The sequence below is a fragment of the Roseobacter fucihabitans genome (assembly GCF_014337925.2).
GTDB classification, from domain to species: domain Bacteria; phylum Pseudomonadota; class Alphaproteobacteria; order Rhodobacterales; family Rhodobacteraceae; genus Roseobacter; species Roseobacter fucihabitans.
This window is the reverse complement of sequence record NZ_CP143423.1, coordinates 617,878-642,524: the sequence shown is the minus strand read 5'-3', so window position 1 is coordinate 642,524 and position 24,647 is coordinate 617,878. Positions and strand designations below refer to the sequence as shown.

The 24,647-nt window shown below is 54.5% G+C and carries 27 protein-coding genes; 13 read left to right on the top strand and 14 right to left on the bottom strand.

Annotated features, from left to right (window positions below; genetic code table 11):
* Window position 1 precedes the first annotated feature (1 nt).
* The gene (locus ROLI_RS03290) at window positions 2-1,204 is read left to right on the top strand and encodes an MFS transporter (RefSeq protein WP_262386531.1); all 1,203 of its coding nucleotides are present in this window, start codon (window positions 2-4) and stop codon (window positions 1,202-1,204) included.
* 41 nt (window positions 1,205-1,245) lie between these two features.
* On the opposite strand, the gene ROLI_RS03285 is transcribed toward ROLI_RS03290, so the two are convergent.
* On the bottom strand, window positions 1,246-2,139 hold the full coding sequence (locus tag ROLI_RS03285) for a LysR family transcriptional regulator (protein WP_187430489.1): 894 nt from the start codon (window positions 2,137-2,139) through the stop codon (window positions 1,246-1,248).
* A 127-nt stretch (window positions 2,140-2,266) separates the two neighbouring features.
* Between ROLI_RS03285 and ROLI_RS03280 the strand changes: the two genes are divergently transcribed.
* Window positions 2,267-3,496: an aminopeptidase P family protein gene (locus ROLI_RS03280; RefSeq protein ID WP_187430488.1), complete on the top strand. Its 1,230-nt coding sequence runs from the start codon at window positions 2,267-2,269 to the stop codon at window positions 3,494-3,496.
* Between the two features lie 157 nt (window positions 3,497-3,653).
* On the opposite strand, the gene ROLI_RS03275 is transcribed toward ROLI_RS03280, so the two are convergent.
* The 5 genes from ROLI_RS03275 to ROLI_RS03255 all read right to left on the bottom strand — a co-directional run bounded on the left by ROLI_RS03275 (window position 3,654) and on the right by ROLI_RS03255 (window position 8,638).
* Complete coding sequence (locus ROLI_RS03275) at window positions 3,654-3,827, bottom strand: GntR family transcriptional regulator (protein WP_187430487.1); 174 nt, start codon at window positions 3,825-3,827, stop codon at window positions 3,654-3,656.
* Window positions 3,828-3,863: 36 nt separating this feature from the next.
* Window positions 3,864-5,228: a formimidoylglutamate deiminase gene (locus ROLI_RS03270; RefSeq protein WP_187430486.1), complete on the bottom strand. Its 1,365-nt coding sequence runs from the start codon at window positions 5,226-5,228 to the stop codon at window positions 3,864-3,866.
* A gap of 327 nt (window positions 5,229-5,555) precedes the next feature.
* On the bottom strand, window positions 5,556-6,113 hold the full coding sequence (phaR, locus tag ROLI_RS03265; protein WP_187430485.1) for a polyhydroxyalkanoate synthesis repressor PhaR: 558 nt from the start codon (window positions 6,111-6,113) through the stop codon (window positions 5,556-5,558).
* A 134-nt stretch (window positions 6,114-6,247) separates the two neighbouring features.
* Window positions 6,248-6,694: a phasin family protein gene (locus ROLI_RS03260; RefSeq protein ID WP_187430484.1), complete on the bottom strand. Its 447-nt coding sequence runs from the start codon at window positions 6,692-6,694 to the stop codon at window positions 6,248-6,250.
* A 138-nt stretch (window positions 6,695-6,832) separates the two neighbouring features.
* Entirely contained in the window at window positions 6,833-8,638 is a 1,806-nt protein-coding gene (locus ROLI_RS03255) for an alpha/beta hydrolase (RefSeq protein ID WP_187430483.1), read from the bottom strand.
* A 108-nt stretch (window positions 8,639-8,746) separates the two neighbouring features.
* Between ROLI_RS03255 and phaZ the strand changes: the two genes are divergently transcribed.
* Window positions 8,747-10,024 (top strand): polyhydroxyalkanoate depolymerase, encoded by a 1,278-nt coding sequence (gene phaZ, locus ROLI_RS03250; protein WP_187430482.1) that lies wholly within the window; start codon window positions 8,747-8,749, stop codon window positions 10,022-10,024.
* Between the two features lie 8 nt (window positions 10,025-10,032).
* Here phaZ and ROLI_RS03245 read toward each other — a convergent pair whose 3' ends face one another.
* The 4 genes from ROLI_RS03245 to ROLI_RS03230 form a co-directional block, all read right to left on the bottom strand.
* Window positions 10,033-10,809 carry an alpha/beta fold hydrolase gene (locus ROLI_RS03245; protein WP_262386537.1) on the bottom strand — a complete coding sequence of 259 codons (777 nt, stop codon included), beginning with the start codon at window positions 10,807-10,809 and terminating at the stop codon, window positions 10,033-10,035.
* A 179-nt stretch (window positions 10,810-10,988) separates the two neighbouring features.
* Window positions 10,989-11,615: a hypothetical protein gene (locus tag ROLI_RS03240; RefSeq protein ID WP_187430518.1), complete on the bottom strand. Its 627-nt coding sequence runs from the start codon at window positions 11,613-11,615 to the stop codon at window positions 10,989-10,991.
* A 17-nt stretch (window positions 11,616-11,632) separates the two neighbouring features.
* Window positions 11,633-12,067: a VOC family protein gene (locus ROLI_RS03235; RefSeq protein WP_187430480.1), complete on the bottom strand. Its 435-nt coding sequence runs from the start codon at window positions 12,065-12,067 to the stop codon at window positions 11,633-11,635.
* A 9-nt stretch (window positions 12,068-12,076) separates the two neighbouring features.
* Window positions 12,077-12,829: a carboxylesterase gene (locus ROLI_RS03230; protein WP_187430479.1), complete on the bottom strand. Its 753-nt coding sequence runs from the start codon at window positions 12,827-12,829 to the stop codon at window positions 12,077-12,079.
* A 115-nt stretch (window positions 12,830-12,944) separates the two neighbouring features.
* On the opposite strand from ROLI_RS03230, the gene ROLI_RS03225 reads away from it, so the two are divergent.
* Window positions 12,945-13,703, top strand: a complete 759-nt coding sequence (locus tag ROLI_RS03225; RefSeq protein WP_187430478.1) for an SRPBCC domain-containing protein — start codon at window positions 12,945-12,947, stop codon at window positions 13,701-13,703.
* A 1,026-nt stretch (window positions 13,704-14,729) separates the two neighbouring features.
* On the opposite strand, the gene ROLI_RS03220 is transcribed toward ROLI_RS03225, so the two are convergent.
* Window positions 14,730-14,975 carry a hypothetical protein gene (locus ROLI_RS03220; RefSeq protein WP_187430477.1) on the bottom strand — a complete coding sequence of 82 codons (246 nt, stop codon included), beginning with the start codon at window positions 14,973-14,975 and terminating at the stop codon, window positions 14,730-14,732.
* A gap of 191 nt (window positions 14,976-15,166) precedes the next feature.
* Between ROLI_RS03220 and thrS the strand changes: the two genes are divergently transcribed.
* Window positions 15,167-17,113 carry a threonine--tRNA ligase gene (thrS, locus tag ROLI_RS03215; protein WP_187430476.1) on the top strand — a complete coding sequence of 649 codons (1,947 nt, stop codon included), beginning with the start codon at window positions 15,167-15,169 and terminating at the stop codon, window positions 17,111-17,113.
* Window positions 17,114-17,230: 117 nt separating this feature from the next.
* Here thrS and ROLI_RS03210 read toward each other — a convergent pair whose 3' ends face one another.
* A complete protein-coding gene (locus ROLI_RS03210) occupies window positions 17,231-17,572 on the bottom strand; it encodes a hypothetical protein (protein ID WP_187430475.1) in 342 nt (113 codons plus the stop codon).
* Window positions 17,573-18,051: 479 nt separating this feature from the next.
* Between ROLI_RS03210 and ROLI_RS03205 the strand changes: the two genes are divergently transcribed.
* The 5 genes from ROLI_RS03205 to ROLI_RS03185 all read left to right on the top strand — a co-directional run bounded on the left by ROLI_RS03205 (window position 18,052) and on the right by ROLI_RS03185 (window position 21,366).
* On the top strand, window positions 18,052-18,435 hold the full coding sequence (locus tag ROLI_RS03205) for a hypothetical protein (RefSeq protein ID WP_187430474.1): 384 nt from the start codon (window positions 18,052-18,054) through the stop codon (window positions 18,433-18,435).
* 392 nt (window positions 18,436-18,827) lie between these two features.
* The gene (locus ROLI_RS03200) at window positions 18,828-19,130 is read left to right on the top strand and encodes a DUF2282 domain-containing protein (protein WP_187430517.1); all 303 of its coding nucleotides are present in this window, start codon (window positions 18,828-18,830) and stop codon (window positions 19,128-19,130) included.
* Window positions 19,131-19,219: 89 nt separating this feature from the next.
* Complete coding sequence (locus ROLI_RS03195) at window positions 19,220-20,065, top strand: DUF692 family multinuclear iron-containing protein (RefSeq protein WP_187430473.1); 846 nt, start codon at window positions 19,220-19,222, stop codon at window positions 20,063-20,065.
* Complete coding sequence (locus tag ROLI_RS03190) at window positions 20,062-20,817, top strand: DNA-binding domain-containing protein (protein WP_187430472.1); 756 nt, start codon at window positions 20,062-20,064, stop codon at window positions 20,815-20,817. The genes ROLI_RS03195 and ROLI_RS03190 overlap by 4 nt, the downstream gene beginning before the upstream one ends.
* Window positions 20,818-21,366, top strand: coding sequence for a DoxX family protein (locus ROLI_RS03185; protein ID WP_187430471.1), 549 nt, complete (start codon window positions 20,818-20,820; stop codon window positions 21,364-21,366).
* A 2-nt stretch (window positions 21,367-21,368) separates the two neighbouring features.
* Here ROLI_RS03185 and ROLI_RS03180 read toward each other — a convergent pair whose 3' ends face one another.
* Window positions 21,369-21,686 (bottom strand): ArsC/Spx/MgsR family protein, encoded by a 318-nt coding sequence (locus ROLI_RS03180; protein WP_187430470.1) that lies wholly within the window; start codon window positions 21,684-21,686, stop codon window positions 21,369-21,371.
* A gap of 174 nt (window positions 21,687-21,860) precedes the next feature.
* On the opposite strand from ROLI_RS03180, the gene ROLI_RS03175 reads away from it, so the two are divergent.
* Window positions 21,861-22,067 carry a cold-shock protein gene (locus tag ROLI_RS03175; RefSeq protein WP_187430469.1) on the top strand — a complete coding sequence of 69 codons (207 nt, stop codon included), beginning with the start codon at window positions 21,861-21,863 and terminating at the stop codon, window positions 22,065-22,067.
* A gap of 571 nt (window positions 22,068-22,638) precedes the next feature.
* Here the strand turns inward: ROLI_RS03175 and ROLI_RS03170 are convergent.
* Window positions 22,639-23,841, bottom strand: a complete 1,203-nt coding sequence (locus ROLI_RS03170; protein WP_187430516.1) for a pyridoxal phosphate-dependent aminotransferase — start codon at window positions 23,839-23,841, stop codon at window positions 22,639-22,641.
* A gap of 87 nt (window positions 23,842-23,928) precedes the next feature.
* On the opposite strand from ROLI_RS03170, the gene ROLI_RS03165 reads away from it, so the two are divergent.
* Together ROLI_RS03165 and ROLI_RS03160 are read left to right on the top strand one after the other, a co-directional pair.
* Entirely contained in the window at window positions 23,929-24,336 is a 408-nt protein-coding gene (locus tag ROLI_RS03165; protein WP_187430467.1) for a helix-turn-helix domain-containing protein, read from the top strand.
* On the top strand, window positions 24,320-24,586 hold the full coding sequence (locus ROLI_RS03160) for a succinate dehydrogenase assembly factor 2 (protein ID WP_187430466.1): 267 nt from the start codon (window positions 24,320-24,322) through the stop codon (window positions 24,584-24,586). Before ROLI_RS03165 ends, ROLI_RS03160 begins: the two co-directional genes overlap by 17 nt.
* The last annotated feature ends 61 nt before the right edge of the window (window positions 24,587-24,647 follow it).

The window sequence follows — 24,647 nt, the reverse complement described above, 5'->3', positions numbered from 1 at the left end:
AATGATACGCAATAAAATGGGCGTTGAAAGCACCACCCATCCGCGCATATCGCGGTTCTTACTGTTCTTCTTGTATTTCCTGGCGATCTTTCTGCAAGCGGGTGCCTATGGACTGACTTTCATGCTACCGCGCTTGTTTGACAGTTTTGGGGCCAACGAGAAGATCGTCGGATGGATGCTCTTGGTGACCACCGTCGCAACGATTGTCACAGTCTATTTTTCGGGCCACCTCTCTGATCTTTTTGGACGACTGCGCACATTGGCCGGGGCCTGCATTGCGATCTCTGTGTCGCTGTACCTCTATGGTTCGCTTGAAGTCGTCGGGATTTGGCTGGTCACGGCCAGTCTTTTGCTCGGGTTTGGATGGGGGCTGACCTATTCGCTGGGTCCAATTGTTCTGACACGGCTGGTCAGAGCGGATGAACGTGTCCGTTTTTTCACCCTGATCTCGGTTTTTGTGATGATGGGTTTCGGGCTTTCGCCTGTCCTCGCATCGGTACTTGAGGGCGCCGGATACTCTGTTCGCGATGCCTTTTATGTAACTGCAACCTTATGCATCATCAGCGCCACCCTGTTTTTCTTCCTTGACGATCCTATCAAAACACATGCCATCAATCCGCGTCCGGAGGCACCATCAAGGATCACGCTCAACGCCTTATCCGGTGTTGTGGCGTCGCGCTCTCTTTTGCCGATCGTGATGATCTGCATAGGTGCCAGCGTCTTTGCGGGCATGATCAACTTTCAAACCGTTTTTGCAGATGCAAGAGGCCTTGATTACGCCAACTTCTTTTTGACCTACACAATCACGGTGGTGATATTCCGGCTGGTGTTGGCGCGTTTCAAAGGCGGACAGAACCCCTATCGCACGATTGCGTTGCTGCAATATGTCATGGGGCTGAGCATTGTTGTTTTCATCTTCAGCGGGGCCATTTTTCCATTGTACCTGATGGTAGCGTTTCTTTTTGGGATTGGCTACGGCATCTCTTACCCGATCCTTGTGGCAATGGCTGCAAACGACGCGCGCGAAGATCTGGGTGCACAAACCCTTCAGCTCTTCGCCCTCACATATTTTGTCGGGATATTCGGCTTCCCTTTGATCGCAGGCTGGATGATCGTCGAGGTCGGCACGCGGCCCCTTCTGATTGTCATCGCAATATTGGCCATGATGGAGGCCACATTAGCGCTGCGCCGGTCAATGCGCTGAAACAGCTTTGTTGCGGTATTACTTTACCGGTCAAAGCGGCGTTAGGTGCCACGAGCATCCATCGCCCAATCCCTGAACGACTGCACTTTCTGCATCATTTTTGCCTGCGCATGTGGTCTGATCAGCATATAATAGGCGTGCTCCTTCAAGACCGAAACATCCGAAAGCTGCACAAACCGCTCGGCCTCCAGATCCGGCTGGATCATTGAACTGGCGCACAGCGCGACACCCTGCCCCGACAATGCAGCAGCGCGCAGCAGGTTAAAATCCTCGAACAAGGCTCCCGTGAGCGGGGTAGAGATTTGCAATCCGACCTGATCAATCCACGTTTGCCAACCGGTCGTACCGATATCATGCAGCAAACCCAGTTCCACTATTTTTGCCGGGGAGAGGGTCGTTTTAGAAGACTGTCCGATCAAGGACGGGCTGCAAACAGGGACACTGGTGCCGGGCAGAAAGTAATGTGTTTCAATACCCGGCAGATCGGGCGGTTTTGGTGCAAAAACAAAAGCGATATGGGCTTTGCGAAAGTTGATATCGCGCCCATGCATCGCATAGAGCATCTGTGTCTCAATGTCGGGATGTGCTTGGCGGAAACCGGTCAAGCGGGGGATGAGCCAACACATGGCGACAGATGGAATTGCGGCAATCACCAGGGATTCGTTATGTTCATTGACGCGCGCGCGCTGACAGGCGGTGTCGATCTCGGCCAGGGACAAAGACAAGCTGCGCGACAGCTCCGAGGCGTGTGGCAGTAACCTTGTGCGGTTTCCTTCCCGCTCAAACAGAGGCGCCCCCAACCAATCTTCCAGATGTCTGATTTGATGGCTGACCGCCGATTGAGTGACGCATAAAACTTCGGCCGCCGCGCGAAAGGAGCCTGTTCTGGCAACCGTTTCAAACACGCGCAGAGCCTTGAGAGGAGGGGAAGACATTTGAGCACCAAGCATGAATTTTGCTAATGCTATAAGCGAGAAATCATAGTTTGACAAGAAGCGCCACTTCGCAGAAACCCCCCAAATTATGGGCCGTTTTGGCCTGTTTCCCAGACAGGAGGTCACGATGGAGCGTGAGAGATTTCAAGATTACACCAGCAATGGCGAAGCAGCACCACAGACATTCTCAGCACCCGAGATGCAACGACGCCTGGATGCGATCCGCGGCTATATGGCGAGCGAGAGCATTGATGCCGCATTGTTCTCTTCCTACCACTGCATCAACTACTATTCTGATTTCCTGTTTTGTTATTTTGGCCGTCGCTATGGTCTGCTTGTAGATCACAATATCTCCACATCTATCAGCGCCGGCATTGATGGTGGCCAGCCCTGGCGGCGGACGTTTGGTGGCAAGAACATCACCTATACGGATTGGCAAAAAGACAATTATTTCCAGGCGATCCGCAAACTGACCGGTGGCGTAAAGCGTCTGGGGATCGAGTTTGATCATATCAATATCGACACGCTGAACCTGCTCAAAGCTGAATTCCCGAACATGGAATTCGTTGACATCGCCGCCGCCTCCATGCGGTTACGGATGATCAAATCAGCCGAAGAAATCGCCCATATCGAAAAGATGACCCGCATTGCAGACATTGGCGGTGCGGCATGCGTTGACGCGATCGGCGTCGGGGTGCCCGAGCATGAGGTTGCGCTGCACGCCACCGCCACGATGGTGCGCGAGATTGCAAATGTCTGGCCGGATGGCGAACTGCTGGACACATGGACCTGGTTCCAGTCGGGCCTGAATACCGATGGTGCGCATAATCCGGTCACAAGCCGCAAAATCGAGCGGGGCGATATACTGTCTCTGAACTGCTTTCCGATGGTTGCAGGCTATTATGTTGCATTGGAACGCACATTGTTCGCCGAAGAAGCAAGCGAGGCGCATATTCGCATGTGGAATGTGAATTGCGCCGTTCATGATCGCGGCAAAGAACTGCTGGTTCCCGGTGCAAAATGTTCGGACATCGCTAAAGAGCTGAACGAAATGTATGAAGCCGAAAACCTGCTGCAATATCGCAGCTTCGGGTACGGTCATTCTTTCGGTGTTCTATGCCATTATTACGGTCGCGAAGCGGGGCTGGAATTGCGCGAAGATTGCGACACTGTGCTGGAGCCGGGGATGGTCATCTCGATGGAACCGATGATCACCATCCCCGATCACCTCCCAGGTGCGGGGGGATACCGCGAACATGATATTCTGGTGATCACGGATGAAAATAACCAGGGCAATCGCAACATCACTGGTTTCGCCTACGGGCCGGACCATCTGATCGTCAAGAACGGCGGTTGATCGGATCGACTAACGCTCCTGGCCCGATTTTGGGCCGGGGCTGCTGCTGCGCTTACGCAGGCTGACCACAACACTTCGGAAATCTGTCATAGCGGGATGCGCCGCATCACGCGCGCAAAATCATGCACTCGACTTAACCCGTGATCCCATGCGTTGGTTAAGCGAGGCGTGCCACGGCCTTACGCTTGCGGTCCGGGAAACTGCGCTGTGCCAAAGACCGAAAGGCGCGATTTAGCGTTGATCTTGCGCAGCCAAACTCAATCGCCAAATCGGCCTCATTCGGGATCAGATCGCCCGGTTTCCATTCACGGGCATGGATGCGGCGCAGCACTTCGCCACCCTTTGCAGTTACGAAATATCTCTGCGCTCAGAGCGCGTCTTTCAGCGCGTCAATGGTACGCTTGTAAGCGGCAACGATCCGGTCACGCGCCACATGTTGCCCGTCCTTTACCAGATGGCGTCCGCCCGACCAAACATCGCGCACCAGCCTGTCATCACCGGCAAAAATCCATGTATCCAGGGCGGTGTCACCCGCCCTGCCCCACATATGTTGCGAAGCCGTATCAAGCGCCAGCATGTCAGCCCAAGCGCCGGTTTCAATACGGCCAGTATCACGTTTTGACGCCTGGGCCCCGCCCTGCAAGATAGCGTCATACATGCACCGTCCTGTCGATTTTTCGACACTGGCAAGGGCCGCCCGCGTTCCATCGCGCAAGCGCTGTGAATACTCCAAACTGCGCAATTCCTCGCTGAGCGAAATACGGATATTGCTGTCGGACCCGATGGCAATGGCACCTGCGTGATCAAGCCAGCGCAGGGCATCAAAAATACCGTCACCCAGGCTGCTTTCGGTGATCGGGCAAAGCCCCGCAACAGCACCGCTGCGCGCCAGTGCAATTGTCTCCTGTGACGTCATTTGGGTGCAATGGATCAAACACCAACGCTCATCCAGACCCATATGATCCAGCGCCCATGTCACGGGACGCGCGCCCCAAAGCTGTTCCACCTCCGCCACTTCCGCCTTTTGTTCGGCCAGATGCATATGGATCGGACCGGTCGGGAACGCAGCGCCATAGGCTTTCAAATCGTCCGGACCCACGGCGCGCAGGGAATGCGGGGCCACGCCGATCATTGTATCTGCGCGCATACCCTTGATTGTGTCGGCTGCGTTGCTGTGGAGTGTTAGGAATTCTTCCATTCCATTGCCGAACCGGATTTGTCCAGCGGCCAACCCGCGCCCGTCACAGCCACCGAATTGATAGTGGACGGGCAAGAGACACAGCCCCATACCGGATTGATCCGCAGCTGCACAGATGCGCTGTGATGTCTCGGCGATGTTGTCATAACGCGCGCCACCGGGCTGATGATGCAGGTAGTGAAATTCAACCGAAGCACCATAGCCTGCCTCAAGCATTTCCATCTGCACAAAGGTAGTGATGGCCTCGATATGCTCGGGCGTCAGACGATCCAGAAAGCGGAACATCAACTGGCGCCACGACCAGAAGCTGTCGCTCGGATCAGGGCCGCGTCGTTCGGTCAAGCCCGCCATTGCGCGTTGAAACGCGTGGCTGTGCACGTTCACGGGGGCTGGTAACAGCATCGCAACCTGCGTTCCGTGTTCGGGTGCATCAGCCTGCACCGCGCTGATCCGCCCGTTTGCATCAACGTCGATACGCACGTCTGTTGCCCAGCCCGACGGCAGCAGCGCAGATTTTGCCCATATCGTTTGCATAACCTGCTCCGTTTGACATGAATTTATCTATTCAAATAGCACCATTAAGCATGCAAATCTGCAAGTGAACCCCATGAGCGTTGAAATCGCTAAAGCGGCCAGGAGGGGCAGTTCCAGGTTTTTAATCACCGCCCCGGTACCGCGCGTCTTTTCCTGGCGCGGCAATTCATTATGGAAGCGCCCAAAGTGCCGGCGTGACGGGCGTAACACCTTTGATGAACGCCGCTGGTACGCCCGTCACGCCGGCAACTGGATGTCATAGCTCAGATTTCACCGGAGATAGCGGTGTGGGTGGCACCTTTGGCATCCTTGTCACTCCCCAAACCCTTACTTCAACTTGGAAAGCTTGTGTTGCAACTCCGCAAGTTGTTGCTTGATCTCATCAAGGTCTTCGCCGGTTTCGCTTGCCTTTTCAGGTTGATCGTCCAGGCCCGGCGCGCTCCACCCGGTCGTGCTCCCGGTCATCGCACTCAAAAATGCCTTTTGCTGCGCCTGCATCAACTCGAAACCCGGCATCTTGGCCATGGGGTTCATGGTTGTCATTTTGTCCATCACCTGGGATTGCCCATCGCGCAGCATTTCAAACGAGGCTTGCAGAAATTGCGGCACCACGCTTGCGCCCGGTGTCATATAGCTGCGCACCAGATCGTTGAGCACATCCACGGGCAGCACACTTTCGCCACGGCTTTCGTGTTCTGCGATGATTTGCAGCAGATACTGCCGCGTCAGATCGTCGCCCGACTTCAGGTCGACAATCTGCACCTCGCGGCCCGCCCGGATCAGGCTGGCGATGTCCTCTAATGTGACGTAATCGCTGGTTTCGGTATTGTAGAGACGCCGGCTCGCATATCGCTTGATAAGCAATTGATTGTCTGTTTTGGCCACGCGATTTCTCCCTGATCCAACGCTGCACTGCAGCTTAAGACAGGGTTTTACAAAAAGAAAGGGCGGGCTGTTATCAGCCCGCCCTTCTCGTTGGCGCCATTCAGGGAGGAAGTCGGCGCTAACTGGGAGTTCGTTTACTTAGCAGCTGTCGCTTTCTTGACGGCGGCTGTTGCGTCTTTGGTCGCCTTGTTGACGGCGGCGGATGCATCTTCGCCCATGTCTTTGCCAGCAGCCATCATCAGCTCAACTGTTTCCATTTGCGCTTTTTTCGCAACTTCTGCGAAAGCGGCCATGTGCTCAGCGGCTGTTTCGGAATAAGCAGAAGCGAAATCTGTCATCGCTTTGGCGTAATCGGCTGGATCGGCTTTTGCTTTGGACATCGCGGCCATTTTGGCCAATGTGTCCTGTGTCCATTTGCTGGAAATCTCGGTGGATTTCTCAGCGGCTGTCAAAGCAACGCCGGAGAGTTTTTCGTTCAAAGAAGCGGTTGTTTTGAACGCGTCTTCCATTGAAGCGGTGTCCACTGGGAATGCGCCCAGAACGTCTTTGAATACGGCGGTCATGTCAGGTGTCTTTGTCATTTCGAAGTCCTTTCGTCGCTTTCCGGATGATCCCGGGTTTGTCGCGTCTGCAACAGGATATACATGCTGCACCGCAGCATTTCAAGTCTTTTTCTGCACTGCAGCATTTTATTTTTCCGATACAGAAAAGAAATTAAATCAAAGGGTTGCCTTCTTTTCAACGTAGGTACCCGGCGCATCACAGAGAACGGGATGGCTTTTAGTTCCCGGAATACGGGCAGGAATCACCTTGCCGGACTGCTTTTTCAACCAGGTTTCCCATCGCGGCCACCAGGAGCCTTCGGTGAAATCGGCACCCTCCAGCCAATCGGCATGCGCAAGCGACAGGTCCGGGTTTGTATAATGCCCGTATTTGTTACGTGTCGGCGGATTTACAATCCCGGCGATATGACCGGATTGCGTGACGATAAAGGTCTTGTTCCTGGATCCCATCTTCTGAACACCGCGGTAGCTGTCCTTCCACGCGGCGATGTGATCGGTTTCACAGGCGATGGCGCAGAGCGGAATATCCACATCGTCAAGTCGCAATTTGTGACCCATCAGATCATAACTACCCTCCGCGAGCTCATTGCGCTGGCACAACCCCCGCAGATATTGCATCGCCATTTTACCAGGCAGATTGGCACCATCCCCGTTCCAGTACAAAAGATCGAACGCCGGGGGCGTTTCGCCCATCATGTAGCTTTTGATCGCGGGGCCATAAATCAAATCATTCGAGCGCAGAAACGAAAATGTGCGCGCCATGATGACGGAGGGCAAAACGCCCTTGTCCTCGATTTCCTGCTCGATGCCATCAATGAAGTCATTTGTCAGGAAAGGCGCGAATTCACCCTGATCAGAAAAATCGGTCAGCGCGGTAAAGAGCGTGGCGGATTTGACCGACTTATCGCCGCGCTGTTTCATCAGCGATAGGGTCAGGGACAGCGTCGTCCCGGCGATACAATACCCCACAGCGTTCACCTGCTTTTCACCGGTGATCTCTTTGATCTGCGAGATCGCGGTCAGATACCCCTCCTCAATGTATTCCTCCATCCCGATATCGCGATAAGTTGGGTCGGGGTTGATCCAGGACACCATAAAGACCGTGTAGCCCTGATCCGCCAACCATTTCACAAGTGAGTTTTGCGCTTTCAGGTCAAGAATATAAAATTTGTTGATCCAGGGCGGAAAGATCACCAAGGGCGTTTTATGCACCTGCTCCGTGGTCGCGGTATATTGGATCAACTCCATCATGCGATTGCGAAACACCACCTTGCCCGGTGTCGTGGCGATGTTGCGGCCCAGTTCAAAGGCGGTCTCATCCGCCAGTTTCACCACCATCTCGCCCTTGTTGGCTTCAAGGTCGCGGATCAGGTTTTCCAGCCCATGCACCAGGCTCTGCCCTTCGGTCTCGATCGCCTTTTCCAAAGCATCCGGGTTTGTCGCCAGGAAATTCGTCGGCGACATCATATCCACGATCTGGCGCGCAAAATAGGTCAGCCGGTTCTTTTCGCCCGGATCCAGCTCGCTGACGTCCTCCACCGCTTTGCTCAGCGTCTCGGCGTTGATCAGATATTGTTTCTTGATGTAATTAAAATAAGGGTGCGTGTCCCAAAGCGGGTTGGCGAAACGGCGATCCTTGGGGCCGGGATCCGCGGGGGCTGTGAGCTTGCCCTTTGCCAGTTCCTGCTGGGCGGACACAAATTGCTTCATGGTGTCGGACCAGAACATCATCTGATGTTCGAATATTTTTGCCGGATTATGGACCGCTTCGCTCAAATAGGCCTGCGCTGCTTTGCCAAATAATTCTTGATTCGGCCCATCCAGCGCCTTGTGATGCGTTTGCCTATTGGTCAATACGCGGTGCAGCCTTTCTGACAGCTCCTCCACTTTCTTAAGGTTTTCGGTCATTTTCTCGACCACTTCCTGCGAAGGGATAAGGTCACTGTCAGTTCCTGTTGTCATATTAATCTTTCCCTCGTATGTTTGCAGGTGCAGCATAATGTCGATGGCTTTCAGGGGGCTCACCGGCGGTATGTTCTGAGCAGAACGTATAACATTAAGGAGACCCCTATGCGATACATGGCCACTTACGACCTTATGGAGACCATCCGCAACACGAACCAATGGCTCGGAGCGACGGCGCTCGCCATGGGAGCATACCCCGCTTTTTCTCTGGTGCCAAACCCCGCGTTTGCCTGGATGCAGGCCTGGGGCGAGGTCACGGAACGCACGTTCCAGCGCATGGTGGTCAAGCCTGACTGGAACATCCCGCCCGTAACCTCAAGCGATGGGCAGGATCATGTCGTCGCGACAGAGGTCGTGGTTGAACGCAATTTTGGCGATTTGTTGCATTTTGTTGTCCCCGGACGCGATGTGCCTGAACGCAAGGTGCTGCTCGTGGCACCGATGTCGGGCCATTACGCCACGCTGCTGCGCTCCACGGTGATCAGCCTATTACCGGATGCGGATCTCTATATCACGGATTGGCATAACGCGCGTGACATTCCCGTCAGCGCAGGCAAGTTCGATATTGAGGACTATACGCTCTATCTTGTGGATTTCTTGCGCGAACTGGGTCCGGATACGCATGTGATCGCCGTGTGCCAACCGGCACCACTGACGCTCGCCGCGACGGCCTATCTGGCCGAAGAAGACCCCGAGGCCCAACCGCGCAGCCTGACGCTCATTGGCGGGCCGATCGATCCCAATGCCGCGCCAACCGATGTCACGGATTTTGGCCACCGCATGACGATGGGCCAGCTTGAAGAAATAATGATCCAACGGGTCGGGTTCAAGTATCCCGGCGTCGGGCGGCTTGTGTACCCGGGGTTGTTGCAATTGAGTTCCTTCATCTCAATGAATGCCGAAACCCATACCAAGGCTTTTACCGATCAGATCGGGCGCGTCGCCCGTGGCGAGGCGGCAGATCACGACAAACACAACAAGTTCTATGATGAATATCTTGCGGTCATGGATATGCCGGCCGAATTCTATCTGAGCACGGTGGAGCGTATTTTCAAAGACGGTGAAATCGCGCGCAATGAATTCACGGTCGCGGGTAAAAAAGTCGATATCGGCAAAATCACGACCGTGGCTGTCAAAACAGTTGAAGGGACGAAGGATGATATTTCTGCGCCCGGACAATGTATCGCGGCGCTTGATCTATGCACGGGGTTGCCTGACAGCAAAAAAGCCAGCCACGTGGAAGAGGGTGCGGGTCATTACGGGATCTTTGCGGGCAAAAGCTGGCGGCGCAATATCCGGCCGCTGGTTTTGGATTTCATCGACGCCAATAGTGGCAAAAAACCGGGAAAACCACGCAAGGCTGCGAATAAAAACGCAGCCTGATCCGGGTTTCATCGCAAGACCAACGGCAGGCCCATCCAATCCCGCAAGGCTTGGGTCGTTTCGCCCGGTTGTTCCAGTGTCGGAAGGTGCCCGGAATTTTCCATCACGCGCAATGTCGCATAGGGAATGAGTTCGGACATGAATTCATGCCGTTTGACCGGGCAGAGCGCATCATGGCGACCACATAACACCAAAGCAGGGACCTTACATTTGCGCAGGGTGCTCTGCTGATCGCGCCGACGCTGCAAAGCACGCGATTGGCGGATAAACACCTCAGGCCCCAGCGTGTCAGCCATATCCATGACCAATTCGAGTATCGCCTGCCGGTCCGGGCCCGGTGCCAGATAATTGGGCTTCATCTCATCGCGCATCACATCGAGCATCCGGCCCGTGCGGGCCGCGACGATCTGGGGCTCGCGCGCGGCGGCAACCTGCGGTGTTTCGGCCAGGGGGTTCGTGTCAAGAAAGGCGACCCGCGAAACACGCTCCGGGGCGCGGCGCAGGATTTCCATCGCGACAATGCCGCCCATGCTCAGCCCCGCCAGCGCAAAGCGTTTGGGGAGTTGATCAAGCAGGGCGGAGGCGATCTCCTCGACCCTTTCGCCTTGGGTGATCGGGGCGACGGTCACGGTTGTATCCGCAGAGAGTTCCGCAATCTGTGGACCGAACAGACGCGCGTCACACATCATCCCAGGCAACAATACCAGGGCGTCAGCCATGTCGGAACCCATCGCAAAACCCGGAAAATCTGTTGTCCATACCCGCGCCTTTGGCTGAAGTTTCAGGCGCGAGTGTCGCGTGCAATCTCCTCATGCACAAGTCCTGACAGCCCCCGTTTTTGTCTATCGTACTGGAACGCGGCGCGATTTCCTGCCCCCAAACCACCGCCACCCGGACAACGGCAGATTTGGCGCAGGTCATCATCGGCCCTCATTGCGCCTCGGGGTCGCGGGCGTCATTCCCTTCATGATGACGCGCCAGGCATGTTGATCCCGCGAAAGGCCGGAAAATCCTCATAGCGTTTACGGCGCAGCGCCAGGCTTTCACCCGGCGCCTCGCCCGCACGCAACAACATCCCCCTTGGTGCGATGTAACTTGAAATTGTGCGCAGTGACGCGGGCCGCCAGACCAGGTTGAAAGCCGCCAGTTTGGGAAAAAACCACGCTTCGGAATAGGGGAGATGATCATGGATCCACCAGGCCAGATCGCGCCAATCCCGCCCCGCTGCGTATTGATCCGCAAACCAGGGGATCACCAGCGATGTCCCTGCAATCGCCTGCGCGCCCTCCCCGCGATCCCATATGTGGCATTCGACCGGGTTTTCGTTAGCGGCGCAATTTAACTTATGGGCATTGCCATAGCGGTTGAGGCTGGGGGATCTGTACCCCGACCGGATCGCGGTGCGACCGAATGTTTCTTCCAAAGGATCGAGCAATTCGGTGCAGAGTTTTCGCCCATTCGCAATCGCCAAATCCGGGTTTGGCGGCAAATTTGGAACCGCATGTATATTGCCAATTTCCGAGTAGAGAAAATCGCGCATGTAGAAGTGCTTTGACAGGCGCACGCGCCCGAGTGTTTCCAGACTCCACATGGTTTTTGGGCTGCGCATCAGCCCTCCCCATAGCCCAGCCACCGAAACGCACCATCCTCACGCAAGGGCGAAAACGGGTTATGCGCGATTTCCCAGATATGGCCCTCGGGGTCTGAAAAATAGCCATGATGCCCGCCCCAAAAGACGTCTTGCGCAGGTTTCAATATCTTTGCACCCGCTGCCTTCGCGCGTTCCAGAAGCGGGGCTACGGCCTCTTTTTGGGAGAGATTAAGCCCAAACGTGCTGGCCCCGTGACCCAGTTGATCCACAGGAACCCCAATATCCTCGGCAAGTTTATCCAGCGGGTAAAGTCCAAGCGTTTGCCCGATAAGATCATAGGCCACGACACCATCCGGCGAGGCCGTTCGTTCCCACCCGAGCGCGTCGTAAAACTCCGCCAACCGTGCGACATCGCGCGTACCCAGCGTGATCAGGCTGATCCTTTGATCCATGACGTGCTCCTATGTGGTGATCGACACTATATCTGTTACCGCTGCCTCAATCAGATCAAGGCAGGGCGCATCTGAAAATCGGTGATCGGCATCCTTGACGAGAGTCAGCCGCATGTCCGGGCAAACCGCATGTTCCAGAAGGCGCAACGCCGTTTGGGTACTCACCGCCGTATCCGCAGTGCCTTGCAAACACCTGACGGGAAAAGGTAACGCAAGCGGGCTGCGCAAAACCAGTTGCTTGCGCCCATCTTTGATCATCCGCCAGGTGATCACGTAAGGCTCCATGTAATCGGACGGGATTTCTATCCGCCCATCCGTTTTCAGCTGCGTTTTTTGCGCCTGCGTGAACCCGGCCCAATACCCGTCTTCGGTAAAATCCGGAGCTGCCGCAATGGTCACGACCCCCTTGATCCGTTCCGGTATGCGCCGGGCCAATAACAGCGCCTGCCAACCGCCCATGGAGGACCCTACAGGCACAATCATACCATCGGTAAGCTCTTGAATAATATTGAAACTATCCTCTGCCCAATCCCCGATACACCCTTCCTCAAAAGTACCGGTTGATTGACCATGACCTGAATAGTCAAACCGCAGGAACGCCCGCCCCTGCGCGCGCGCCCAGGCTTCCAGGTGCAGCGCCTTTGTCCCCTCCATATCCGACTTCAATCCCCCCAGAAAAACAATCCAGGGGCCTTTGCCCGGCGTCCGATGATAGGCAAGCTGGCGGTTCTCTGATCCCTTGAAAAAATCTGGCGCGGTCATGCGAAATCCTTTTGATCTGATCATGCGCGCACCGGATAAGCCGGGCAATCCCATTTCCGCAAATATTTAAGTTACCATATTGTCACGTGACACAAAAGTAACTTATAAGGAATACATGGATTCGATTTTCAAGGCCCTCGCCGATCCGGCGCGCCGCAAGCTCCTGGACAGCCTACGTGATAGACCAGGGCAAAGCCTGCATGATCTTCAGGGACAGCTGGATATGACACGGTTTGGCGTGATGAAACATCTAGGCGTGCTTGAAGGGGCCAAGCTGATCGTGACCCACAAAAAGGGTAGGTTCAAATATCACTACCTGAACGCACTTCCCCTCCGGGAAGTGATAGACCGCTGGATCGAACCACTGCTTGAACAGCCCGCGGCCCGAGCGGTGTTAAGTCTCAAATCACAACTGGAAGGACCCCCCAAGATGACCAAACCAGATTTCATGATGCAGACCTACATTCATTGCACTCAGGACGCTTTGTGGCATGCTTTGACGGACCCGGAGGCCAATGCCGAATTCAATTTCGTCGCTGGCAGCTGTGAGCGCGACGGCGATGCGCTTGTGTTTCGCACACCCGATGATGCACTGATGCTGATCTGTACCGAAACCAAGCTGACGCCTAAGACCCGTATCGAGAGCACCTTTGAACCCCATTGGGCCGGGCCGGACGTCGCGTTGGGCAAATCCAGGTTCGTTTATCTGATTGAACCGCAGGGTGAAAACTGCCTTCTGACCTTGGAACACTACGACATCCCGATCGGACAGGAAGGCGTCGCGGACGGTTGGACCCGGACGCTGGCGGGCCTGAAAACGTGGCTGGAAACCGGGAATGCCATCAAATTTTCATATCAAACGGAAGAGGCCTGAGCGATTGCCACGTCGTTCCATGTGCTGGAACAAATCTGGAAAACCCAGATGAGCACCCCACGCGCGTGCCTTTGAAATCGCGACAACATCAGGGGCATGCGGTTTGCTTTTGCACAACGACGCGCACTCGCACGCCCGTTCCCTACATAGGGTTTGCGCTCTGGGCTTTCGGAATCATGTCGTGCTTGCGAACATGGCGTGAACAGTTTTCGCTATTTTGAGTCCGAATGATGTCTCGCGGCCCCTGTCCGCATGGAGTTTGTCTCGCCGTATTGGAGAGGCAAGCGGACTATACCACCTGATTTACGCAACCGTGCTCGTCGCTTAAGCGACATCAATTACACTTGCAGATCAATTTTTGAACATATCGTATCCGGTTTGATGACTGAACGGGTCACCTTTATTGCTTTGGCACCGCTGAACCAATGGGCTTTTACGTTTCATGCAATTTTCAGCGAGACGCAGTCTTCGTATTTCAATTTCCCACTTAAACTATCAAGGGTGTGGAGCTGAAAAAGTAACGAATACGTCAAACGGTAACGCCTCAGATCATGCCACGTTAAATCCGCTCAAGGTTCCAAGATTTGCGCGCGCTCGTCGAGTTGGACGTACTATTTTCTTCCTGATGGGCTTGGATTTACTTCATATCTCTCTGTCGGTCGCACTACTCAAGAACCAACCGAACCTTCCAAGGCACTCGAAAACCTTAGGCTCTAAGACGTCTGGATGCCTTAGAAGCAAGGCCCTTCGCCGCATTTTTGATCTTTGCCACTATAAGCCTTCGCTATTCAATGCAAATAAATCGCCCGTGTCATCGAACTTCCAAGGGGTTTATCAAATACACAATCGACGAATTATCAACGTTGCGACGAACCCAAATCAACACGCCTGTCCAGGATTTCGCAACAATACGAAACAGGCGGCAATATCCTTGCGACCCGAACCTCTTCTTGCAAGGTCATATCTTACGTCGGCTTCAGGATCGGTGCAGTCCGAATATCGGACCGCTCACCTGCCCCGCTGACGTCAGCCGCTTACATAAGGCACGGTATCAGGGCGATAGAAAGTCTTCTGATTATGCAGGCGGCCCAGCAGTTCCGCGTTTTCACGCTGGTCTTCTTCAATAACACTGATGGACTGGAGGTCTGCGGGGTTCTGATCAGACAAAGCCCGACGCAATTTGCACAATTCCCGTCCGCGCGCACGAAGCGCTTCTTCGATGAGGTCAACGTCATGTATGCTTAACTCAAAGGTACGATTGTAACGTGGCATCAGGAAATCCTTCGGCTTCAGATTGTGGCTACTTTGTCGGATTTAACACAGGATGTGTCGCAGTCAACGTATTCTTCGGTATACATATGTAGCGCTCGCTTGACAGTCGGCCCCGCAAACGTCATGTGCCAGCCAAAACCAACCCGCAACCGGGCGTCTCGTAGGCGCCAAACTGACGAGGAGCGCCCAAGATGGCCCAAATCTCTCTGACTTTTCCCGACGGTAACAGCCGCGACTACCCTGTGGGTGTGACTGCGGGCGATGTGGCTGCCAGCATCTCGACCTCCCTGCGCAAGAAAGCGATCAGCGCAACAGTGAATGGCGTGCATTTTGATCTGGCATGGCCGATCAACGCCGATGCCAGCATCGCGCTCCACACGCTGCAGGACGAGGCGCAGGCCAATGAGCTGGTGCGCCATGATCTGGCGCATATCATGGCGCGCGCCGTGCAGGAGATCTGGCCCGATACGCAGGTGACCATTGGCCCCGTGATCAAGGACGGGTGGTATTATGATTTTGACCGCAAGGAGCCTTTCACGCCCGAGGACCTTGGCCTCATTGAGAAAAAGATGAAAGAAATCATCAACAAACGTGATCCCGTGCGCACCGAGGTCTGGGACCGCGCGCGTGCGGTCCAGCATTACGAGGATAAAGGCGAGCCCTATAAAGTCGAATTGATCGATTCGATTCCGGGTGATGAGCCACTACGCATGTATTGGCATGGCGATTGGCAGGACCTGTGCCGCGGGCCGCATTTGCAACATACCGGGCAAGTGCCGGGGGATGCCTTTAAGCTGATGTCTATCGCCGGGGCCTATTGGCGTGGCGACAGTGATCGCGCGATGTTGCAACGGATTTACGGGGTCGCCTTTACCGGCAAAGAAAAACTGCGCGCGCACCTCAACATGCTGGAGGAGGCCGCCAAGCGCGATCACCGCAAACTGGGCCGCGAAATGGACCTCTACCACATGCAGGAAGAGGCCCCAGGCCAGGTGTTCTGGCACCCCAACGGCTGGTCGATTTACACCACCTTGCAGGATTACATGCGCCGCAAACAACGTGCCGCCGGATATGTCGAGGTGAACACGCCGCAGGTCGTGGACCGCAAGCTGTGGGAAGCCTCCGGGCATTGGGATAAATATCAGGAACATATGTTCATCGTTGAGGTCGACGAGGAACACGCCCGCGAAAAGGCGGTCAATGCGCTGAAACCGATGAATTGCCCCTGCCACGTGCAGATATTTAATCAGGGGCTGAAATCCTATCGCGACCTGCCGCTGCGCATGGCCGAATTCGGTTCCTGTAACAGGTATGAACCCTCGGGCGCTCTGCATGGCATTATGCGCGTGCGCGGCTTTACCCAGGATGACGGGCATATCTTCTGTCGCGAGGATCAGATTGAGGCGGAATGTGCGGCCTTCATCACGTATCTGTCCTCGGTTTATCAGGACCTTGGTTTTGAAAGTTTCGAGATCATGTTTGCCACACGGCCCGAAAAACGTGTCGGGTCCGAGGAAAGCTGGGACCATGTCGAGGCCGCATTGGAAAACGCAATCAAGGCGACCGGACACCCCTATACGCTGGATGCGGGCGAAGGCGCATTTTACGGGCCGAAACTGGATTTCAAGCTGACGGATGCGATTGGCCGCGAATGGCAATGCGGCACGTTTCAGGTGGATCCAAACCTGCCCGAACGCCTTGATGCGACCTATATTGCGGAGGATGGTGCCAAACACCGCCCCTATATGTTGCACCGTGCCTGTTTGGGATCGTTTGAACGGTTCATCGGGATTTTGATCGAAAACTCCGCCGGAAAACTCCCGTTCTGGCTGGCGCCGCGGCAGGTGGTTGTCGCCTCGATTATTTCGGATGCGGATGACTATGTTCTGGAGGTGGTGGATGAGTTGCGCGCGGCGGGCGTACGGGCGGAGGCCGACATCCGCAACGAAAAGATCAACTATAAGGTGCGCGAGCATTCGGTTGGCAAGGTCCCCGTGATCCTTGCCGTTGGCGCGCGAGAGGTTGAGGAGCGCAGCGTCACCGTGAGGCGTTTGGGAGAAAAGCAAACCCGCGTCCAATCGCTGGATGAGGTTTCAAAAGCCCTAGCAATCGAAGCAACGCCCCCCGATCTATTGTAACTGTATAGTTACAATTATTATTGACACGGGTAATCACTTGGTTTTGATACCGGAGGATCCTCGGTGACCACGGGCTATTCAGGATGGGATTTGGGGGGGGCTGGATTGGTTTTGCCATCACTGGTGAATGGCGTTCTTGCCGACGCGGCGGTTGGGCGGGAACTTCTTTGCAACCGCTTTTTCCAGCGCCGGGAAAGTCATTGTGTCGATACGCGCGTTGATGAACGCATGCAGCTCCGGGTCGCTGTCGATCTTGGAGGGGCGTCCGGGGCGGTGTTCGCGCAAGTGGCGGGCGGCATGCGAAGGGGCTTTCAAGGGCGTTTTAACACCTTTCGAAGATGGTTTTAACAGGGCCTTCAAGCCGTCGATCCCCTCTTTGAGCTTTGCCACGATAGGAGCAAGCTTGCCCTGCTCGCGCTCAAGTTCTGCGATGAGGCCTCTGATTTCGCTATCCGTCATCGCATCGCGCGATGTTCCCTGAGCAACCGCGTGGCGCTATCCCCAGCGCTTCGCATTCATCTGTGACCGTCAAAGCGCCGCCCGGTCCCTGGAAGGTTGGTGCAGTTGACATAGCGGCGCGTTATCGTGTCGGTAACGCGCAACCGGCGCGAGATTGCCGCGATGGACAGACCTTGGGCATAGAGGCATTTGGCCAGCCTGTCTCTACACCACGCGTGAAGCGAAGAGCCTTTGAACATAAACGCCATCTGAATATTAATATAATGGGCATTTTTTCACCTTTGGCGGTGTTGGTAGCTGACAAGGGAACCTCATAAGGTGTATCAAGGAAGCTACGCGCGCTTCAGGAATACTATGGCGTCACTCTACAAGAGGTGGCGGCTCAGTGCGGCCTTCCAAAACGGTCGCTTGAGAACTAGATAAAGCACATAAAACCTCAAAGACCGGGCCTAGACGCAATCTGTTCAATAGCTGAGGGGATGGGTGTAAGCATCAACTGGCTTATTGGTCGATCTGACGAACATCTGGCCCCCGAATTCCGAACAGAAGATTATGCGCTGTTCTGTCATTCTGTGGTGATACGGTTGCTGTCAGAATTAATGCCACTTGCCGAAGATACCCCAGAAGCATTCAACGGCGATTTGTACCAGATAAATGGAATTAGCCACGCTGATATCGCGGCGGCTGCCATGTTGGACTTTATGTCGGTTGTGAACACCCAAGCAGGAAATGCGAGCCGCCCAAAGAGACACTTCGAACGTAATTTTAAATCGATCTGCGAAGCCGCCTTCAACAGCGGTATTCAATCTGATTTTTCGAAAATTTTCGAGCGTAAACCGTATACTAAAAGGTTGCCGAAATAATTCGGCAAACATTGATTTCATTACATATTATTTCACGAGCTTATTCGCTCTCCGCTTCAAATACATCCTAATAGAAGCAAAAGTGTCAAAACCCCTGTAATTCTCCGACCTACAACATATTGATTTTATTGTATTAAGAATTTGAAGGGTGTCAAAACCAATTGTCGCTGCTCTGCAACATTTACAAAGGCCCCATTGAACACTGCCATTTACAGCTCTTTTTTGTAACAAACACGGCGCAAACACGGCGAATGACCCAGGGAATTCCCACAAATACACATTTTTTGCTAACACCTCTGTGAAACACCCGCTCGTGAGTGGAAAAGCAGCGTCACAACAGTTAGGTTTTGCATATGAAAGACCGTTATGGTCAGCAACAAGGGAATAAATATATGTCCAGCACAATGAAAACAGTAGCAATTGCCGGTGCCGTGGCCGCCGCAATGGCAGCACAGACGACGACCGTTCAAGCGGCAGCCAAAGAAAAATGTTACGGGATTTCACTCGCCGGTGCGAATGATTGCGCCGCGGGTCCGGGAACCACATGTGCCGGAACCTCCACTGTTGATTATCAAGGCAACGCCTGGACGCTGGTTGACGCGGGAACCTGTGCTGAGATTGATCTGCCTGCAATGGCAGACGGGACAGATCGCGAAGGCTCTCTGGAAGAGTTGCAACGCGACCTGCCTGCTTAAACTCTGACGAGACGCTTGTTCAGCCGTGCCTAACGGCTGAACAAGGGCGACGATATTTTTGAGCTGACGCGAAAAAGTGGAGAGCCGAGATGCTAGATCACTCCTCCAGCCTGCCGTGCGCGCCCGGCGTTGGTTACAAGCCACAACATTTTGATGACCTGCGCGCCGACCCCGGCCCGGTTGAGTGGATCGAGGTTCACGCCGAAAACTATATGGGTGATGGTGGACGTCCGCTCGCGCAACTTCGCGCCTTATGCGAAGACTTCAGCCTGTCCATCCATGGCGTGGGCCTCAGTATTGGGGGCGAAAGCGCGCTGGATCAGCAACATCTCAAACGCCTGAAACGCCTTTGGGACTGGTCGCGACCCGCCAGTTTTTCCGAACACCTGGCATGGTCCACACATGACGGTGTCTTTTTGAACGACCTGCTGCCCCTACCCTATACCAACACGACCCTAGCCCGCGTTGCCGAGCATATTGACCAGGTGCAATCGGTTCTTGGATGCCAAATGCTGCTGGAAAACCCTTCAAGCTATTTGTCCTTTGCGCAAAGCACATGGTCGGAAACTGATTTCCTGTCCGAATTGGTACGCCGCACCGGATGCGGTCTGCTTTTGGATGTGAATAATGTCTTCATTTCCGCCACCAATCTGGGGTTGTCCGTGCAATCCTATATCGACGCCTTCCCGCTTCATGCAGTGGGTGAAATTCACGTTGGCGGGCATGATGAGGACATGGATGATCAGGGCGCGCCTTTGCTGATCGACAGCCATGCCAAGCCCGTTGTCGATCCGGTTTGGGCCCTGCTCAACTACACACTCGCCAATGCCGGTCCAAGGCCGGTTCTGGTTGAATGGGACACAGACGTCCCCGACTGGCCCACGTTGCGCAAAGAGGCGACGCGCGCCTCTCATGCTCTTTACACGGTCTCATGAACGTGTCCCAATCGGACTTTCGTGCGGCGGTACTGGATCCAAACGCTGACGTGCCCGAGGGGGTGTTGTCGCCTGGATCGCAGGGTGCCGGAAACAGGTTTTCAGTTTACCGCAATAACGTCGTCACATCCTTGATGGATGCACTCCACTCGGGATTTCCGTTGGTTAACAGATTGTTAGGAGGGAGCACATTCGCCAAGGTTGCGGCGATCTACGTCAGAGAACACCCGCCACAATCGCCACTCATGATGTTTTACGGGGCTGAATTTCCCCGCTTTCTGGAGAGCTTTTTACCGCTATCTGGAACCGGATATCTTGCGGATTGCGCCCGCCTCGATCTTGCCATGCGCCAGTCTTATCACGCCGCAGATTCCGGTCCAATTGATCCAGGCGTATTCAACAATGCGCCGGGGCAGCTTTTGTCGCTCAGGTTTTCATTGGCACCTTCGACCTTCATTTTGCGCTCACGCTGGCCACTACACGATATCTGGCGCAAGAATTTTGAAAAAGACGCCCCGGCCCCGCGCTCGGTGGCTCAGGACGTGATGATTACGCGGCCCTCCTTCGATCCGACGCCCGTGTTACTTGCGCCTGGTGCTTCGATCTGGCTGGACCACCTGGCGCGCGGCGTCGCCTTTGGCGAGGCTGTGGAAAAAACGGCTCAAACCCTGCCGGATTTTGATCTCACCCAAGCATTGACGCAAGCGCTGCAAACCGGTGCCCTGACTGAATTCAAGACAAAGGAAACGTAAATGATCTCCCTCTATACATCGGCAACCCAGCGCCTGTCGCAGGCGGATTGGCTCTTGCCAACACTTGCCCGTTTCATTTTTGCGGCAACTCTTTTGATGTATTTTTGGGTTTCAGGCCTGACCAAACTCGGGGATGGGATCGCCGGGTTATTTCAGCCATCGGTTGGCGCCTATGCGCAGATTTTTCCGAAAGCCATGGAGGCGGTCACCTATGACACCTCTCAGCTTACCATATTCCACTGGGCGGTTGTGGTTTCCGGCACCTGGGCGGAGTTTATTTTGCCTGCTTTGATCGTTTTGGGCCTATTCACACGGCTCGCGGCGCTGGGGATGATCGGGTTCATCGTGGTTCAATCTCTAACGGATCTTTTTGGTCACGGCGGCCTGGAGCACTTGGAGACCTTTGGTGCCTGGTTTGACCGCTTTCCCAACAGCGTTATTCTGGATCAGAGAAGTTTTTGGGTGTTTGTTCTCTTTGTGTTGGTCATCAAGGGGGCCGGGCCGCTTTCGTTTGACACGGCTTTGCGAAAACGCCTCGCAGGAGAATGACGCTACGCGACACCCAGCGCTTCTTTTGTCACTGCCGTCCATCCCAGGTACATTTTATGTTCGGTAGCGATGAGCGGCCTTTTCATCAGGGTTGGATGAGAAATCAACAGGTCCATGGGCGGCCTTGCCTGTTCGGTTGCATCCAATCCACGCCAAGTTGTCGAGCGCGTATTAAGCAGAGCATCTCCAAACTGCGTCAGCGCAGCTTCCAGAATCCCTTGAGGCACGCCCTCTGAACGCACATCAACAAATTCAGCTTGAGGTAGCGATTTTAAAGCCTTTCGGCAGGTGTCGCAGTTCTTCAACCCGTATAAACGCATATTTTTCTTTCATTTCTATCTATTTGGCCCAAAATTTTGGACGAACCAACCCGTTTTTCTTGATTTTTACAGCCGAAGGTCAATCTCTTAAAGGGGAAACATACAGACACGTGAGGATGTTGCGGCATTGGGCAACCAATGCGGTTGGAAATGAAACAAGGAGGCATGGGGTCAATGCCAAACGGCACCGTAAAGTGGTTCAATACAACAAAAGGCTATGGATTTATTGCACCTGAAGATGGCGGGTCCGATATATTCGTACATATCTCGGCTGTAGAACGATCTGGGTTGACCGGATTGGCGGACGATCAACGGGTCAGTTTTGAGCTTTCCGAGGGCCGCGATGGTCGGCAGATGGCAGATGCTCTAAAGCTCTTGTAAATCGCTGACAGTTTCAAACGAGCGTAATGTTGATTGTTCGATCCGCATTATGTGACGGCCCCTTAACCCTGTCATTGATGGGACCATTGGTATTTTGGAAACTGCATTTGATAGCCCGTCAACGGCAATTCAAAACTCCCCAGTTTGACGGGTTCGCTAGTCAGCGGTTGATGTGAGCTGCAACTCCATTTTTTAGGCGGGCGGCCGGCAGATAACCGGCTTCATCCAACGCCCGGCAGGCAAAGACGCCGTAATCTGCCGCAAGCGCCCTAGCAAGAGCGATGATCTTGTACAGAACCCTATCTTTTCGCTCAATTACCCCTGCCATTCTGCCTTGGCAAAAACCTCGACCCTTTCCGCTAAAGCCGCATGGTAACGGCTCGTAGATCAATGCGTTTTGTACATCTGAAACACTTATGAAGCATCGAAGGTGTTTTACCGGTGCCCCTCAAATGGCGCAAATATAGATCACTTCGGCGTCATGCAGGTGAGCGTGCCTTGAATCTACCGGGACATCCTGATCGGACCTCGCCTTGAAAGCGCTCTGCGAGACAACGCAAGGCGAGATTATCTATACCAATGTCGCGCAGAAGGCTTGTATGCGCTTACAGGCTTCGGTGAGCGCCTCATCGGAGGTTGCGTAACTCACCCGAAAATTGGGCGACAACCCGAAAGCAGCACCAAATACAACCGCAACACCCGTTTCCTCAAGCAAAGCGGTGGCAAATGCCTCATCATCCACGATTTTCACGCCCCCTTTGGAGGTTTTACCGATGCACTCCGCGATTGAGGGGTACACATAAAACGCCCCGTCCGGGATCGGGCAGCGGATGCCAGGTGCCGCGTTCAGCATTTCAACCACGAGATCGCGACGGCGTTGAAAAATCTCATTGTTGGGCGCAAGGAAATCCTGTGTTCCACTCAAGGCTTCCACGGCAGCCCATTGGCTGATGCTGCAAGGGTTTGAGGTACTTTGCGATTGCACTTTGCGCATTGCGCCAATCAACTTCTCCGGACCGGCCGCATACCCAATCCGCCAGCCCGTCATGGCATAGGCTTTGGACACACCATTAACGGTCAGGGTGCGCCCATACAGGCGTGGTTCCACCTGTGCGGGCGTGCAAAACTTGAAATCATCATAGACCAGATGTTCATACATATCGTCTGTCATAACCCACACATGCGGGTGACGCATCAACACATCAGTCAATTGCTTCAACTCTTCCCATGTGTATCCCGCACCGGTTGGATTGGAGGGTGAATTGAAAATGAGCCATTTGGTTTTGTCAGTAATCGCCGCTTCCAACTGGTCGGCGGTCAGCTTGAAGCCGGTCTGGATGGAGGCCTCCGCCACCACCGGCGTGCCGCCCGCCAGCAGGACCATATCAGGATAGCTGACCCAATAAGGGGCCGGAATAACCACCTCGTCGCCCTCATTCAGGGTCGCCATCAGCGCGTTGTAAAGGATTTGTTTACCACCTGTGCCCACACTGACCTGGCTCGGGGTGTACGTCAGATCATTGTCGCGTTTCAATTTGTCGCAAATGGCTTTCTTCAGCTCTGGAATTCCGTCGACGGCGGTATATTTGGTTTTACCAGCGGCGATGGCTGCGACAGCGGCATCCTTGATGTTCTGGGGCGTGTCGAAGTCGGGTTCACCGGCTCCAAGGCCGATCACATCGCGCCCCGCGGCTTTCAATTCGGCCGCTTTGGTTGTAACCGCTATTGTTGGAGACGGTTTGACGCGGGCAAGTGTCGTAGACAGGAATTCCATTTCGGCCTCTGTTTGATAGGACAATGGCTGAGTAATAGGGGGCGGCCCCCCACCATTCAAGCGCGATCATCGCGAAGGAGATCACACATGCAAGATACGAAAGACTGGTACAGCCCGGAGATTGCAACCTTCGGAGACCGGGTCGCTGCAGCACGTGAAGTCGCAGAGATGACCCAAGCGCAATTGGCCCGTCGTCTCGGTGTGCGTGTTGCCACGCTGCGGTCCTGGGAGAACGATCTGAGCGAGCCGCGCGCCAACCGCCTGTCGATCATGGCAGGCTTGCTGAACGTGTCTATGATGTGGCTGATCAATGGGCAGGGCGAAGGCCTGGATGCGCCGATGGAGGAGGCAAGCCTTCCGGCCTCCGCCACCGAAATCCTCAACGAGATGCGTGACTTGCGTGCGGATATGCAGGCCCGCGTGGAGCAATTGGGGCGTTTGGAGAAGAAGCTGCGTGCCGCTTTGAAAGCCGAGGCGCATGAACGAGTTGCATGAGCACCGCGTCAAGCGGTTGAAGATGCGTTCGATGCGGCGTGGTATCAAAGAAATGGATCTGATTTTAGACAGATTCGCTCAAGCCAACCTTGACACGATGGACGATGCTGGATTGAGCCTCTATGATGCGCTGCTGAACGAAAACGATCATGACCTTTATCAATGGGTTAGCGGGCAAACGACTGTGCCAGCGCAATATCGACACTTGATGGATCGGATTATCGCGCAACTGCCGAAAACCGAGATCTGAGCTAGAGCGTTCGGCTTCTTTTTGTTCGTTTAACGAATTATTGGCTTTTTCAGCGCAAATT

Coding starts and splice junctions, on each gene's coding strand:
- ROLI_RS03290 (WP_262386531.1), top strand. CDS start 2: ATGATACGCAATAAAATGGGCGTTGAAAGCACCACCCATCCGCGCATA.
- ROLI_RS03285 (WP_187430489.1), bottom strand. CDS start 2,139: ATGTCTTCCCCTCCTCTCAAGGCTCTGCGCGTGTTTGAAACGGTTGCC.
- ROLI_RS03280 (WP_187430488.1), top strand. CDS start 2,267: ATGGAGCGTGAGAGATTTCAAGATTACACCAGCAATGGCGAAGCAGCA.
- ROLI_RS03270 (WP_187430486.1), bottom strand. CDS start 5,228: ATGCAAACGATATGGGCAAAATCTGCGCTGCTGCCGTCGGGCTGGGCA.
- ROLI_RS03260 (WP_187430484.1), bottom strand. CDS start 6,694: ATGACAAAGACACCTGACATGACCGCCGTATTCAAAGACGTTCTGGGC.
- ROLI_RS03255 (WP_187430483.1), bottom strand. CDS start 8,638: ATGACAACAGGAACTGACAGTGACCTTATCCCTTCGCAGGAAGTGGTC.
- phaZ (WP_187430482.1), top strand. CDS start 8,747: ATGCGATACATGGCCACTTACGACCTTATGGAGACCATCCGCAACACG.
- ROLI_RS03240 (WP_187430518.1), bottom strand. CDS start 11,615: ATGTGGAGTCTGGAAACACTCGGGCGCGTGCGCCTGTCAAAGCACTTC.
- ROLI_RS03235 (WP_187430480.1), bottom strand. CDS start 12,067: ATGGATCAAAGGATCAGCCTGATCACGCTGGGTACGCGCGATGTCGCA.
- ROLI_RS03230 (WP_187430479.1), bottom strand. CDS start 12,829: ATGACCGCGCCAGATTTTTTCAAGGGATCAGAGAACCGCCAGCTTGCC.
- ROLI_RS03225 (WP_187430478.1), top strand. CDS start 12,945: ATGGATTCGATTTTCAAGGCCCTCGCCGATCCGGCGCGCCGCAAGCTC.
- ROLI_RS03220 (WP_187430477.1), bottom strand. CDS start 14,975: ATGCCACGTTACAATCGTACCTTTGAGTTAAGCATACATGACGTTGAC.
- thrS (WP_187430476.1), top strand. CDS start 15,167: ATGGCCCAAATCTCTCTGACTTTTCCCGACGGTAACAGCCGCGACTAC.
- ROLI_RS03210 (WP_187430475.1), bottom strand. CDS start 17,572: ATGACGGATAGCGAAATCAGAGGCCTCATCGCAGAACTTGAGCGCGAG.
- ROLI_RS03205 (WP_187430474.1), top strand. CDS start 18,052: ATGGGTGTAAGCATCAACTGGCTTATTGGTCGATCTGACGAACATCTG.
- ROLI_RS03200 (WP_187430517.1), top strand. CDS start 18,828: ATGTCCAGCACAATGAAAACAGTAGCAATTGCCGGTGCCGTGGCCGCC.
- ROLI_RS03195 (WP_187430473.1), top strand. CDS start 19,220: ATGCTAGATCACTCCTCCAGCCTGCCGTGCGCGCCCGGCGTTGGTTAC.
- ROLI_RS03190 (WP_187430472.1), top strand. CDS start 20,062: ATGAACGTGTCCCAATCGGACTTTCGTGCGGCGGTACTGGATCCAAAC.
- ROLI_RS03185 (WP_187430471.1), top strand. CDS start 20,818: ATGATCTCCCTCTATACATCGGCAACCCAGCGCCTGTCGCAGGCGGAT.
- ROLI_RS03180 (WP_187430470.1), bottom strand. CDS start 21,686: ATGCGTTTATACGGGTTGAAGAACTGCGACACCTGCCGAAAGGCTTTA.
- ROLI_RS03175 (WP_187430469.1), top strand. CDS start 21,861: ATGCCAAACGGCACCGTAAAGTGGTTCAATACAACAAAAGGCTATGGA.
- ROLI_RS03170 (WP_187430516.1), bottom strand. CDS start 23,841: ATGGAATTCCTGTCTACGACACTTGCCCGCGTCAAACCGTCTCCAACA.
- ROLI_RS03165 (WP_187430467.1), top strand. CDS start 23,929: ATGCAAGATACGAAAGACTGGTACAGCCCGGAGATTGCAACCTTCGGA.
- ROLI_RS03160 (WP_187430466.1), top strand. CDS start 24,320: ATGAACGAGTTGCATGAGCACCGCGTCAAGCGGTTGAAGATGCGTTCG.